The sequence below is a fragment of the Vibrio sp. 10N.261.51.F11 genome (assembly GCF_041471665.1).
Classification (GTDB): domain Bacteria; phylum Pseudomonadota; class Gammaproteobacteria; order Enterobacterales; family Vibrionaceae; genus Vibrio; species Vibrio crassostreae_C.
On the sequence record NZ_JBFROW010000004.1, the window covers coordinates 96,062 to 109,909 of the forward strand.

12 protein-coding genes are annotated in these 13,848 nt (G+C 45.5%); 8 read left to right on the forward strand and 4 right to left on the reverse strand.

Annotation, left to right across the window (positions count from 1 at the left end):
* Window positions 1-156: 156 nt before the first annotated feature.
* From aceF to ampD, 4 genes are all read right to left on the reverse strand, one after another.
* On the reverse strand, window positions 157-2,061 hold the full coding sequence (gene aceF / locus AB4351_RS01955; protein ID WP_372124946.1) for a pyruvate dehydrogenase complex dihydrolipoyllysine-residue acetyltransferase: 1,905 nt from the start codon (window positions 2,059-2,061) through the stop codon (window positions 157-159).
* A 26-nt stretch (window positions 2,062-2,087) separates the two neighbouring features.
* Window positions 2,088-4,751: a pyruvate dehydrogenase (acetyl-transferring), homodimeric type gene (gene aceE / locus AB4351_RS01960; protein WP_017059442.1), complete on the reverse strand. Its 2,664-nt coding sequence runs from the start codon at window positions 4,749-4,751 to the stop codon at window positions 2,088-2,090.
* Window positions 4,752-4,813: 62 nt separating this feature from the next.
* Window positions 4,814-5,575 (reverse strand): pyruvate dehydrogenase complex transcriptional repressor PdhR, encoded by a 762-nt coding sequence (gene pdhR / locus AB4351_RS01965; RefSeq protein WP_372124947.1) that lies wholly within the window; start codon window positions 5,573-5,575, stop codon window positions 4,814-4,816.
* Window positions 5,576-6,058: 483 nt separating this feature from the next.
* Window positions 6,059-6,658, reverse strand: coding sequence for a 1,6-anhydro-N-acetylmuramyl-L-alanine amidase AmpD (gene ampD, locus AB4351_RS01970; protein ID WP_372124949.1), 600 nt, complete (start codon window positions 6,656-6,658; stop codon window positions 6,059-6,061).
* An 83-nt stretch (window positions 6,659-6,741) separates the two neighbouring features.
* Here ampD and nadC point away from each other — a divergent pair, with 83 nt between their 5' ends.
* The 8 genes from nadC (at window position 6,742) to yacG (ending at window position 13,829) form a co-directional block, all read left to right on the forward strand.
* The gene (gene nadC / locus AB4351_RS01975) at window positions 6,742-7,632 is read left to right on the forward strand and encodes a carboxylating nicotinate-nucleotide diphosphorylase (RefSeq protein ID WP_372056204.1); all 891 of its coding nucleotides are present in this window, start codon (window positions 6,742-6,744) and stop codon (window positions 7,630-7,632) included.
* A 252-nt stretch (window positions 7,633-7,884) separates the two neighbouring features.
* On the forward strand, window positions 7,885-8,298 hold the full coding sequence (locus AB4351_RS01980; protein ID WP_372124951.1) for a prepilin-type N-terminal cleavage/methylation domain-containing protein: 414 nt from the start codon (window positions 7,885-7,887) through the stop codon (window positions 8,296-8,298).
* A 1-nt stretch (window position 8,299) separates the two neighbouring features.
* Window positions 8,300-9,985 (forward strand): type IV-A pilus assembly ATPase PilB, encoded by a 1,686-nt coding sequence (gene pilB / locus AB4351_RS01985; protein WP_372124953.1) that lies wholly within the window; start codon window positions 8,300-8,302, stop codon window positions 9,983-9,985.
* A gap of 15 nt (window positions 9,986-10,000) precedes the next feature.
* Complete coding sequence (locus AB4351_RS01990; protein ID WP_017065898.1) at window positions 10,001-11,230, forward strand: type II secretion system F family protein; 1,230 nt, start codon at window positions 10,001-10,003, stop codon at window positions 11,228-11,230.
* Between the two features lie 66 nt (window positions 11,231-11,296).
* Window positions 11,297-12,166, forward strand: a complete 870-nt coding sequence (locus AB4351_RS01995) for an A24 family peptidase (protein WP_017058945.1) — start codon at window positions 11,297-11,299, stop codon at window positions 12,164-12,166.
* A 2-nt stretch (window positions 12,167-12,168) separates the two neighbouring features.
* Window positions 12,169-12,783 (forward strand): dephospho-CoA kinase, encoded by a 615-nt coding sequence (coaE, locus tag AB4351_RS02000; RefSeq protein ID WP_048612337.1) that lies wholly within the window; start codon window positions 12,169-12,171, stop codon window positions 12,781-12,783.
* Between the two features lie 26 nt (window positions 12,784-12,809).
* The gene (zapD, locus tag AB4351_RS02005; RefSeq protein WP_017063237.1) at window positions 12,810-13,550 is read left to right on the forward strand and encodes a cell division protein ZapD; all 741 of its coding nucleotides are present in this window, start codon (window positions 12,810-12,812) and stop codon (window positions 13,548-13,550) included.
* Between the two features lie 81 nt (window positions 13,551-13,631).
* Window positions 13,632-13,829 carry a DNA gyrase inhibitor YacG gene (gene yacG / locus AB4351_RS02010; protein ID WP_004735515.1) on the forward strand — a complete coding sequence of 66 codons (198 nt, stop codon included), beginning with the start codon at window positions 13,632-13,634 and terminating at the stop codon, window positions 13,827-13,829.
* Window positions 13,830-13,848 lie beyond the last annotated feature (19 nt).

Consider the following 13,848-nt stretch of genomic DNA (forward strand, 5'->3'; position numbering starts at 1 on the left):
GATGTTAACAGTGTGAAAGTAGCTTTAAGTTAGCCTGTGAGCTAGACAACAATTCCCCATCAGATTATGAGAAATGCAGGAAACTGTTGTCTAAAAATAGTCTTTATATAAAGAATTAAGGTGACCCGAAAGTCACCTTAATAATTACTTTCTCAATTACAGTACTAGACGACGAATGTCAGATAGTGCGCTGTTTAGGAAAGTAATGAAGCGTGCACCTTCAGCACCATCGATCACACGGTGGTCGTATGATAGAGACAGTGGAAGCTGTAGACGTGGTTGGAACTCTTTACCATTCCAAACTGGCTTAATTTCAGACTTAGATACACCTAGGATACCTACTTCTGGAGCATTTACGATTGGAGTAAATGCAGTGCCGCCAATACCACCAAGGCTAGAGATTGTGAAACAACCGCCTTGCATGTCTGCCGCTGTTAGCTTACCAGAACGTGCTTTCTTAGAAACAGCCATTAGCTCTTCAGATAGCTCGTAAATGCCTTTCTTGTTCACGTCTTTGAAGACAGGAACAACTAGACCGTTTGGTGTATCAACAGCGATACCCACGTTTACGTACTTCTTAAGAATGATGCTTTCGCCATCTTCAGAAAGAGAAGAGTTAAACGCTGGGAATGCTTCTAGCGCTTTAGCAACAGCTTTCATGATGAACACAAGTGGAGTGATCTTCATGCCAGTGTCTTTCTTCGCTTCGATTGCGTTCTGTTCTTTACGGAATGCTTCTAGCTCAGTGATGTCTGCGTTGTCCCATTGTGTAACGTGAGGGATCATTACCCAGTTACGGTGCAGGTTAGCACCAGAGATCTTCTTAATCTTAGAAAGCTTCTGAACTTCAGTTTCGCCGAACTTGCTGAAGTCAACTTTTGGCCATGGTAGTAGACCAAGAGCAGAACCGTCGCCGCCTTTGCCAGATGCAGCTGCACCAGACTCAAGACGCTTAAGTGCATCTTTAACGTAAGACTGAACGTCTTCTTTAAGGATACGGCTCTTACGACCAGTACCTTTAACCTTAGAAAGGTTAACGCCAAATTCACGAGCTAGACGACGAACTACTGGAGAAGCGTGCGCGTAGTCACCGTTCTCTTGGAAGTCGCCAGCTGCTGGAGCCGCTGCAGGTGCTTCTGCTTTAGGAGCAGGTGCCGCCGCTGGAGCTGCTGCTTGTGCAGGTGCTGCAACAGGAGCAGGCGCTGCGCCTTCAACCGGAGTGCCGGCCACGACGAAAGTCATGATTAGAGAGCCAGTTGACACTTTGTCGCCAGCTGCAATCTTGATTTCTTTTACTGTACCAGCGAATGGTGCAGGAACTTCCATTGAAGCTTTGTCGCCTTCAACAGTAATTAGAGATTGCTCTTCTTCTACTGTATCGCCAACCGCTACCATGATTTCAGTAACTTCTACTTCGTCACCACCGATATCAGGAACGTTTACTTCTTTCTCAGCAGATGCTGCTGGAGCAGCTGCAACTGGTGCTGCCGCCGCAGGAGCCGGAGCTGCTGCAGGTGCTGAACCAGCCACTTCGAATACCATTACTAGAGAACCAGTAGAAACTGAATCACCAGAAGCGATCTTGATTTCTTTAACGATACCAGCGAATGGTGCAGGAACTTCCATAGAAGCCTTGTCGCCTTCAACAGTAAGAAGAGATTGCTCTTCTTCTACTGCATCACCGATTGCAACCATGATTTCAGTTACTTCAACTTCATCACCGCCGATATCTGGTACGTGAACTTCTTTAAGCTCAGCCGCCGCTGCAGGAGCTGCAGCAACTGGTGCCGCCGCTTCAACTGCTGGCGCAGCCGGTGCTGCAGCAGCACCTTCCGCTTCGAAGATCATGATAAGAGAACCAGTAGAAACAGAATCGCCTTCTGCTACTTTGATTTCTTTAACGATACCCGCTTGAGACGCAGGAACTTCCATTGAAGCTTTGTCGCCTTCAACAGTGATCAGTGACTGCTCTTCTTCAACCTTGTCGCCAACGTTTACAAGAATCTCAGTTACTTCAACCTCGTCAGCACCGATGTCTGGTACATTAATTTCGATTGTCATTGTATTTACCTACCTTAATGCCAGTCTTATGCGTATTGCGGGTTAGTTTTTTCAGTGTCGATATCGAATTTAGCAATTGCTTCAACAACTACAGATTTCTCGATGTCACCACGTTTAGCCAGTTCAGTTAGAGCTGCAACTACGATGTAGCCAGCGTTAACTTCGAAGTGACGACGTAGGTTTGCACGGCTGTCAGAACGGCCGAAACCATCTGTACCAAGTACTTTGTAAGACTCAGTTGGCATGTACGCACGTACTTGCTCAGCGTAGTTCTTCATGTAGTCAGTCACTGCGATTGCAGGTTCTTTACCAAGAACAGTCGTGATGTACGGTACTTTCTCTTCAGCTTCTGGGTGAAGCATGTTGTCACGCTCTACCGCTTGGCCGTCACGAGTTAGTTCGTTGAACGACGTTACAGAGAATACGTCAGATGCTACGCCGTACTCTTCGCTTAGAATTTCAGCCGCTTTACGCGCTTCGTTCATGATAGTACCAGAGCTCATTAGTTGAACTTTGCCCTTAGCACCAGCGTGAGATTCAAGCTTGTAGATACCTTTACGGATGCCTTCTTCAGCGCCTTCTGGCATTGCTGGCATTGCGTAGTTCTCGTTCATTACTGTTAGGTAGTAGTAAACGTTCTCTTGCTCAGGACCGTACATGCGACGGATACCGTCTTGCATGATTACCGCTAGCTCGTAAGCAAACGTTGGGTCGTAAGAGATACAGTTCGGGATAGTGTTCGCTTGGATGTGCGAGTGACCATCTTCGTGCTGTAGACCTTCACCGTTCAGTGTTGTACGACCTGCAGTAGCACCTAGTAGGAAGCCACGAGCTTGTTGGTCGCCTGCTAGCCATGCCATGTCACCAATACGTTGGAAACCGAACATTGAGTAGTAGATGTAGAACGGGATCATCGGTAGATCGTTTGTGCTGTATGAAGTTGCAGCAGCAACCCATGAAGCCATAGAACCTAGTTCGTTGATACCTTCTTGAAGAACTTGACCAGACGTTGCTTCTTTGTAGTAAGAAACGATGCCTTTATCTTCAGGTGTGTATTCTTGACCGTGTGGGTTGTAGATACCAACCTGACGGAATAGACCTTCCATACCAAATGTACGAGCTTCATCACAGATGATAGGAACGATGTTCTTACCAATGTTCTTATCTTTAAGAAGGATGTTTAGCGTACGTACATAAGCCATAGTTGTAGAGATATCACGCTTCTGCTCACCTAGTAGAGGTGCGAATGCGTCTAGCTCAGGAACCTTGAACTCTTGAGTAAACTTAGGAAGACGTGCAGGTGTGTAACCGTGTAGAGCGTTACGACGAGCGTGCATGTATTCGTACTCAGGCGTACCTTCTTCCAGTTTCAGGTAAGGAAGTTCAGCGATCTTCTCATCTGAAAGGATGTCTTCTAGGCCTAGGCGATCACGTAGGTGTTGAACATGAGTCATGTCCATTTTCTTAACACCGTGTGCAATGTTCTTACCTTCAGCTGCATCACCCATGCCGTAACCTTTAACAGTCTTAGCTAGGATTACAGTTGGCTTGCCGTTTGTCTCTTTTGCATTGTTGAATGCAGCAAACAGTTTAGAAGAATCGTGACCACCACGCTTAAGAGCGAAGATTTCGTCATCAGTCATGTCTGCAACTAGTGCAGCTGTTTCTGGGTACTTACCAAAGAAGTGCTCACGTACATATGCGCCATCTTTAGATTTGAATGTCTGGTAGTCACCATCGATAGTTTCGTTCATTAGTTGAAGAAGCTTACCAGTCGTGTCTTTAGCCAGTAGAGAATCCCAGTTGCTACCCCAGATAACTTTAACAACGTTCCAACCTGCGCCTTTGAATAGGCCTTCAAGTTCTTGGATGATGCTGCCGTTACCCATTACAGGGCCGTCTAGACGCTGTAGGTTACAGTTGATTAGGAAACATAGGTTGTCTAGCTTCTCACGCGCAGCGAAAGAGATAGCACCACGTGATTCTGGCTCATCCATCTCACCGTCACCTAGGAACGCGTATACGCGTTGCGCTGAAGTTTCTTTCAGGCCACGGCCGTCAAGGTACTTAAGGAAGCGCGCTTGGTAGATAGCAGAGATAGGGCCAAGACCCATAGATACTGTCGGGAACTGCCAGAACTCAGGCATCAGTTTCGGGTGCGGGTAAGAAGGGATACCTTTACCATCAACTTCTTGACGGAAGTTATCTAGCTGTTCTTCAGTTAGACGACCTTCAACGAATGCACGAGAGTAGATACCAGGAGAGATGTGACCTTGGTAGTAAACTAGATCGCCACCGTCTGTCTCGTTTGGAGCACGGAAGAAGTGGTTGAAACATACTTCGTAGAACGCTGCTGCTGACTGGTAAGAAGCCATGTGACCACCAAGGTCTAGGTCTTTCTTAGAAGCACGCAATACGATCATGATTGCGTTCCAGCGAATAATCGAACGAATACGACGCTCAAGAGTTACGTCACCAGGGTAAGCTGGCTCTTGTGCTGCTGGAATTGTGTTGATGTAGTTTGTGTTGATGCCTGTAGCCATATCAACACCATCTAAACGCGCTTTATCTAGAACTTGTTCTAGTAAAAACTGTGCACGTTCTACACCTTCTTCACGTACTACTGACTCAAGAGCTTCTAACCAATCTTGAGTTTCCAGAGCATCAACGTCATGCTTCATGTCAGACATGGCGATCTATCCTTTTTGTTAGTTGGATTCTACTAAACACGTAAATAGCCGAAGTATTACGGCTATTTACCCTGTTGAATTCGACGTAGAGAACGTTCGCGGCGCGACTCTTCTTTGGTCAAATCCATCAATGTTTCTTCGATGTAAGCTAAATGAGAGTGTGACATTTCACGTGCCTGTTCTGGCTGTCCTGAAACGATCGCATCCACAATGTTAGCTCGATGTATACTCACTTTCTCCACAACGTCTTTACGACGATGCAACAGCTTTAAATTTTCTAAGACGTTTTGTTCGAGTAACGGAGCCAAGCTACGAACAATGTGCAATAACACCACATTGTGCGCTGCCTCTGTTAAAGCAATAAGAAAAGCCATCACTGCTGCAGATTCGGCTTCAATATCACCCTTATCTTGCGCATCGCGAATTTTTTCTTGGCATGCTTGAATTCGAGCAAAGTCTTCATCAGTGCCACGCAATGCCGCGAAGTAAGCCGAAATCCCTTCCATCGCATGACGCGATTCCAACAAGTCTAGTTGGGTTTCAGAATGGGACGACAACAAATTAAGCAAAGGATCTGAAAAGCTTTTCCAGATATTTTCGCTAACAAACGTACCTCCACCTTGACGGCGAGTAAGCAAGCGTTTTGCTTCTAAACGTTGTATCGCTTCTCGGATCGAAGGACGAGACACATCGAACTGTTTCGCCAGTTCGCGCTCAGGCGGCAGCTGCTGCCCTGGAGCCAGTGTTCCTTCCACTATCAACCTTTCTAACTCTTGTTCGATAACATCGGAGAGTTTTGGCTGACGAATCCTTTGATAAGCCATAGTTTGTTGTTCTTCTTTTTCTTCGCTGACAATTGGTAATACCAATTTTAAGTTGGGCAGAAATTAACATAATTAAAACGCCACTGTCCAGCCTAAAATTGACCTGCATCATAGAATACAGCGTGAATTAACCATGATTTAACAAATGAAATTTAAAACAGCAACCAAATTGGTCTTACCATTTACAGGGGTAATACTTTTGGGGAGTGTTCGTGCTAGAAAGTTTCAGGATAAAAATGAATTGTTTCAGAAAGATTAGCGTCACTTGTTTAAAAATCGAACCAAGCGCACATTTAGGGTGGAAATTCTGTTCATAAGTTTTAATAAATGAGTGTTTGATAAGCTCGTCACACTCTCAATTTATTGATGCTCCCCGTCCGACCACTTCCTTTACAAAAGCACAACAAAAATTCACAAACAATTATGCTCATCGTTGATTATCTAGAGCCCTTCAATGAGCAGAGTCTTGTTGTGAATTCGGATTTAGAAACTCAGTTGGCCTTGATATTTCTTCCAATCAAAAACCAAACCGGGGTCAGTCTTTCGTAGCGGAGCGATGTATTGATGGCCAGTGATACGCTGACGCGTAATCTGCGGGAAGTTCGACACCAATGTCTCCGTTAATTGAGCCAAAGATTGGTATTGCTGCTCGGTATAAGCAACAAAGTCACTGCCTTCCAGTTCAATGCCAATAGAGTAGTCATTACATCTTTCACGGCCAGCGAAGCTCGATTGACCCGCATGCCAAGCTCGGTCTAAGAAAGAGACGAACTGCACCACTTCCCCATCACGACGAATCAAGCAATGCGCCGAAACGCCCATTTGGTGAATCACCTTAAAAAACGGATGTTCGACAGGGTCGAGTTTTCCCGTAAAAAACTGTTCAATGTAAGTCCCACCAAATTGACCCGGAGGCAAGCTAATGTTGTGAACCACCAGCAGAGAGATATCGTCGGCACTAGGCCTTGCATCAAAATACGGGGAAGGAACATGCCGAGCGTTGTCGTACCATCCGTTGGAGCTGATCGTCATCTTGGTCTCACTTTCTTTTCTGCTAGCACAATAAGATGTGACCTTGCCCATAGAGCAGTCGCGCTAGCCTCTTTAATTTGAAGTTAAGCAAGAGTATCATTCCATTCCCACTCCCTTTCAAGATTAGATTTGCGATGAAAAACACACATAACAGCCACCAACGCCTTGACTACTTAAAAGAGCAACTGCCTCTAGAGATCACTCGTGCAGTAGCCGAGACTATCAAAGAAGACCTAGGTGGCACGTTAGATCCAGCGGCTGACATCACAGCAAGTCTAATCCCAGCAGACGCAATCAACAGCGCAACCATCATTACTCGTGAGCACGGTGTGTTCTGTGGTAAAGCTTGGGCTGATGAAGTGTTTAAGCAACTGGGCGGTGAAGTGACTATCGAGTGGAATGTAGAAGATGGCGACAAGGTTGAACCAAACCAAACACTTTGTACCTTAACAGGTCCAGCACGCGCGCTATTAACGGGTGAGCGCAACGCAATGAACTTCATTCAAACGCTATCTGGTTGTGCGACTACGACGGCTACCTACGCGGACAAAATCAAACACACAGAGTGCCGCCTGTTAGATACTCGTAAAACGATACCTGGCCTGCGCAGCGCACTAAAATACGCAGTCGCTTGTGGCGGCGGTTTCAACCACCGTATTGGGGTTTTCGATGCTTACCTAATCAAAGAAAACCACATCATCGCTTGTGGTGGTATTGAGAAAGCTATTTCAACAGCAAAAGAGCTAAACCCGGGTAAGCCTGTAGAAGTGGAAACTGAGAGCCTAGAAGAGCTAGAGCAAGCGATCAGCGCTGGCGCAGACATCATCATGCTAGATAACTTCACCACAGACATGATGCGCGAAGCTGTGAAAATCAACGCAGGACGTGCAGCACTAGAAAACTCTGGCAACGTGACTCTAGATACCATTGCTGAGTTCGCTGAAACAGGCGTTGATTACATCTCGGTAGGCGCATTAACTAAGCACCTAAAAGCAATGGACCTATCAATGAGATTCAAAGCGTAATTGACTGAATAATAAATAATTCCCGTAAAGGCACTGTTGATAACGGTGCCTTTTTATTGCCTGAATTATCAGTATTTCAAGCAGTTATTTAAGCTGATCGCATAAATTTGCGCGCTATATGAAACACTACACCAATAAATACCAAACCACTCGCGACCACACCTGAACACCATTCCACTGCCCCATCTCAACTTCTATTCTTTCCATCAACCAGTGCCTGCACTGAAACAAACTAAACAATGGAATTAGACAATGAATAACAAGAACAAAAGAACGAACCAAAAAGGCTTTACGCTGATTGAATTGATGATTGTGGTGGCGATTATTGGGGTGTTATCTGCGATTGCTGTGCCTGCTTATAAAGACTATGTAACAAAAAGTCAGGCATCGTCTGCATTAGCAACATTAAAATCTTTAGTAACACCAGCGGAGTTATTAATCCAACAAGACGGAGTAATTAGTGGTGGTACGAGTGCACTAGGTATTTCATCTGCGGCAAATACTCTAGGGACTATCTCTGCCTCAGGCACTTCGATTTCATTTACATTTGATGAAGGAGCTTTAAACACAGGTGTTATTACGATAACACGTTCAAGCACTGGTTGGGCTTGTGCTCGTAGTATCAGCACTAAGTTGACAGGATTAACGCTAGAAGGCTGTAACTAGTTTGCTAACCAACCTCCCAACTGTTCTCCGTCAAGCTGACTTACTTAGCCTGACTCAAGAACAAGCCGTTGCGGAACATATATATGCTTCAGGTGTATCTACACCTGAAGCTTTGATCGTTCTAGATTTCTTCACAGGCAACTCCTTAGCAAACAACATTAAAACCATCTTCGGCTTACCGTTAGTACAACTTGCCAATATGGACTATGAGACACTATGTGACCAATTAGGGCTTCGTGAACTGATTACCAAATATCGTGCTATCCCGATTTCAGTATCTAGCTCGACTCTCACACTCGCCTCTGCCGACCCGACCGATTTACAAGCGGAAGATGACTTTCGATTTGCGACGGGATTACAGATTGAACTGGTTGTCGCCAACTACTCTGAATTAGAAGGTGCGATACGCAAGCTGTATGGCCGCTCTATTTCAGGGCAAGACTCTAAACGCAAAGAGATCACTCAAGATGAACTCGCCAGTCTTGTTGAAGTGTCTGACGACGAGATAGCATCGATAGAAGATCTCAGCCAAGACGATTCCCCTGTCAGCCGCTTTATCAATCAGATACTGGTTGATGCGGTACGCAAAGGCGCATCAGATATCCACTTCGAACCTTACGAAGAGCACTACCGAGTGCGACTGCGTTGTGATGGTATCCTTGTTGAAATACAGCAACCCGCCTCTCACCTAAGTCGTCGTCTATCAGCTCGCTTAAAGATCCTCGCCAAGCTTGATATCGCTGAACGCCGCTTGCCTCAAGACGGTCGTATTAAACTGCGTCTAAATGACGACTTGGCGATTGATATGCGGGTATCAACGCTGCCGACCTTGTGGGGTGAAAAGATCGTTCTTCGACTGCTTGATAGCAGCGCGGCCAATCTAGATATCGATAAGTTAGGTTACACCGAAGATCAAAAAGCACTCTACCTCAATGCCCTGAAGCGCCCACAAGGGATGATCTTAATGACAGGTCCAACTGGCAGCGGAAAAACCGTCTCCCTTTATACTGGCCTTCGAGTGCTCAACACTACTGAACGCAACATCTCAACAGCCGAAGATCCGGTGGAAATTAACCTATGTGGTATCAATCAGGTACAAGTGACACCTAAGATCGGCTTTGGGTTTGCGGAAGCGCTACGATCATTTTTACGACAAGACCCCGATGTTGTAATGGTTGGAGAGATCCGAGACTTGGAAACCGCAGAGATCGCGATCAAAGCATCGCAAACCGGTCATTTAGTACTTTCAACACTGCACACTAATTCCGCCGCAGAAACCGTCACCCGACTCGCTCATATGGGGATAGAACCCTTTAACCTCGCTTCATCATTGAGTTTGATTATCGCCCAACGACTGGCAAGGCGGTTGTGTAACCATTGTAAAGAAAGTGACGATTCACCAGACATATTTCTGCGTCACTCCATTCCTAACAGCCAAACCATCTACAAAGCGAGTCCTAAAGGTTGCAATGAGTGCAACCAGGGTTATTCGGGGCGAGTGGGTATCTATGAAGTGATGCCGTTTAGCGATCAACTGAAAAGCAGCCTGATCGACAAACCGAACGCGTTGGCCATTGAAAACTTGGCTCGCCGAGAAGGCATGAGAACTCTGCAAGAGTCGGGGCTAGATAAATTGCTTGAAGGCACCACCAGCTATCAAGAGCTGCAACGTGTTCTGTACATATAAACCAATGGAGCACCAATGAGTAGCAAGTCCAAACAATCACAATTAAAAAGCTATCACTGGAAAGGCATTAACAGCTCAGGCAAGAAAGTGTCTGGGCAAACGTTAGCGCTCACCGAATTGGAAGTACGAGAAAAGCTCAAAGAACAGCATATTCAGATTAAGAAAATCAAAAAGAAAAGTATTTCAGCCGTCACTCGTTTAACCCATAGAGTAAAAGCCAAAGACATCACTATTTTGACTCGGCAGCTTGCTACCATGCTGGCCACTGGTGTGCCTATCGTACAAGCCATCAAGTTGGTGTCGGACAATCACCGCAAAGCTGAAATGAAATCGATTCTATCGCATATCTGCAAAGGTGTAGAAGCCGGAACGCCAATCTCAAAAGCAATGCGAACCGCAAGCCGTCACTTTGATGACCTATACACTGATTTGGTCGCCACAGGCGAGCTCTCCGGTAACCTTGCACAAGTATTTGAACGCTTGGCGACCTATCGTGAAAAGAGTGAGCAACTAAAATCCAAGGTTATAAAGGCTCTCATCTACCCAGCAATGGTTGTAGCGGTCGCCCTTACCGTTTCCTACTTAATGCTGACCATGGTGATTCCAGAGTTTGAGTCGATGTTTTCCGGCTTTGGCGCCGACCTGCCTTGGTTCACTCAACAAGTACTCTACCTTTCCCATTGGATGCAGGCTTACAGCTTTTATACTGCCGTAGGCATAGGGCTTGTTGTCCTGATTATTTACCAACTGTGTCAGCGTTCCCACTCGATCAAACTGTCTGTTAGTCGGCTAGGATTACGCTTTCCTGTTCTTGGTGGCGTATTAGCCAAAGCCTCTATTGCCAAATTCAGCCGAACCTTATCAACCAGCTTTAGTTCTGGCATTCCGATTTTAATGAGCCTTAAAACCACAGCCAAAACCGCAGGCAACCTGCATTATGAATCGGCCATCATTGAGGTTCACCGAGAAACGGCTGCTGGCATGCCAATGTATATCGCAATGCGCAATACCAACGCCTTTCCTGAAATGGTGTTACAGATGGTGATGATCGGTGAAGAGTCAGGAAACCTTGATGATATGCTCAATAAAGTAGCCTCCATTTACGAGTTTGAAGTCGACAACACCGTCGACAATTTAGGCAAGATTCTAGAGCCACTGATCATCGTATTTTTAGGGACAGTTGTTGGCGGGCTTGTGGTTGCGATGTACTTACCGATCTTTAATCTTATGAGTGTGTTAGGATAGTTAAAAGCAACTAAACACCCATGAGCAACAATCTCTGCTCACCTTGATTAAGTGGTAAAGGACACTATGGAAGTATTTCACTACTATCCTTGGCTATTCCCCGTATTAGCTTTCATTTTTAGCCTTCTTATCGGCAGCTTCCTCAACGTAGTCATACACCGTTTGCCAATTATGATGGAACGTGAATGGCAACAAGAGTGCTCGGAATATTTCTCTCAATATAAAATTCCAGCGCCAGAGGGAAAGTTCAACCTCAGCATTCCTCGCTCTACCTGCCCGAAGTGCAAAACCCAATTAAGAATCGTCGACAATATCCCAGTCTTAAGCTGGTTGTTCTTAAAGGGTAAGTGCCATAGCTGTGCTAATCCAATCAGTGCTCGCTACCCTTTGGTCGAACTGCTTACCGCAATACTTTGCACAATGGTTGCTAGCCACTTTGGTTTCAGTTACTACGCCATTGCTTTGATTTTTTTCACCTTCGCACTGATTACCGCGACCTTTATCGATCTCGATACCATGCTGTTACCCGATCAAATCACCTTGCCTTTAGTATGGTCCGGTATCGCTTTAGCATTGTTTAATATCAGCCCAGTATCGCTGCAAGATTCCGTGGTTGGCGCAATGGCTGGTTACCTCGCTTTATGGTCTGTTTATTGGTTGTTCAAACTGCTAACAGGTAAAGAAGGCATGGGTTACGGTGACTTCAAACTCCTGGCTGCGCTTGGTGCATGGCTTGGTTGGCAACACCTACCGATGATCATCCTTTTATCTTCGCTGGTAGGCCTTGTGTTTGGTTTAATTCAACTTCGCCTGAAACAGCAAGGCATCGATAAAGCCTTTCCATTTGGCCCTTACCTTGCAATTGCGGGTTGGGTAAGCTTGATGTGGGGTAACGACATCATGGGTTGGTATTTCACTTCTGTACTAGGAATTTAACGATGGCAATCATTATCGGATTAAGCGGCGGTATCGCCAGTGGCAAAACCACGGTCGCTAACCTGTTCAATGAGCATTTTAATATTGATATTGTTGATGCTGATATCGTGGCACGTGAAGTGGTTGCGCTGGGCAGTGACGGTTTAAAACAGATTACAGAACACTTTGGTGAGTCTATCTTGCTTGAAGATGGAACTCTCAACCGAAGTCGACTGCGTGAGCTGATCTTCTCTGATCCTAAAGAGAAGCAGTGGCTCAATGATCTTCTTCATCCCATGATCCGTGACAAAATTGACAGTGACCTGTCTAAAATCACATCCCCGTATGGTTTATTAGTTGCACCGCTATTGGTGGAAAACCAAATGCAAGGCATGGCCGATCGCGTATTAATTGTTGATGTGCCAGCAGAAGTTCAAATAGAACGTACGATGAGTCGTGACAATGTTTCTAGGGAACAAGTTGCATCAATTTTAAAATCACAGGCTTCAAGAGAACAACGCTTAGCAGTTGCAGATGACGTGATTAAAAACCATACTAAAAACCAAGAACTTTTGCCTCAAATCACAGATTTACATCAAAAGTATCTGGCAATCAGTGCTGTAGATGGGTCAGAATAGAACAATGTTGAATGAAGGTTTGCTCGATGATCACCCATAAATTTGAACATCCTCTAAATGAGAAAACACGCATCTACTTAAGAGTCGAATCACTCTTGAGGCAGCTACACTTGTCTTCTACATTTTCTGATGCTCAACAGTATCAACTCTTTTTCCGTTCCATCTTTGATCTGATTGAAATCTTCGAACAGATCCAACTCAAGAGCGAACTCGCAAAAGATATTGAGAAGCAACGTGTAACCTACAAAAGCTGGTTGGATGTTGAAGGTGTCGATCAAGAGATGCTGACATCACTACTTAATGACATTGGTAACATCTATCGTGATCTGATGCAGGCAGAACGTTTTGGCCAATCACTTAAAGAAGACCGCTTCCTGAGTGCGATTCGCCAGCGCTTTAATCTTCCAGGTGGCTCATGCTGCTTTGATTTACCGGCACTGCATTATTGGCTGCACCTTCCTCTTGATAAGAGAATGCGAGATGCTAAAGCTTGGATGGACAGCTTACAGCCTCTGTATGAAGCGCTAACACTGTGGTTGAAGCTCACCAGAGAAACGGGTCACTTCAAAGAGCAAATCGCTCGTGCTGGCTTCTTCCAGAGCGATGCAGATGAAGCGAATATCCTTCGTCTTTCTATTCCGATGCAATACGGTGCCTACCCGATGATCTCCGGTCACAAGAACCGCTTTGCTGTTAAGTTCATGAGCTTTGAAACTGGGCAAGCCTGTACTCAAGACATCGAATTTGAATTGGCAATCTGCACCTAATTAATTTCCTTTTATAGTTTGGCTTGAGTCCTCACTCGAGCCTAAACTCACTATTATTACACCTTCAAATTAAGAATCACTATGTCGAAGAAAATCACCATCGTTAAATGCCCTCAATGTAATGCTGACGTTGAATGGGGCGAACAAAGCCCGCACCGCCCGTTTTGCAGCAAGCAATGTCAGATGATTGATTTCGGTGAATGGGCAGACGAAGAGAACAGCATCGCTGGCGCACCAGATATGTCAGATAGCGATGGTTGGTCGGAAGATCCGCACTAAGCGAGTAGCGAGTAGCGAG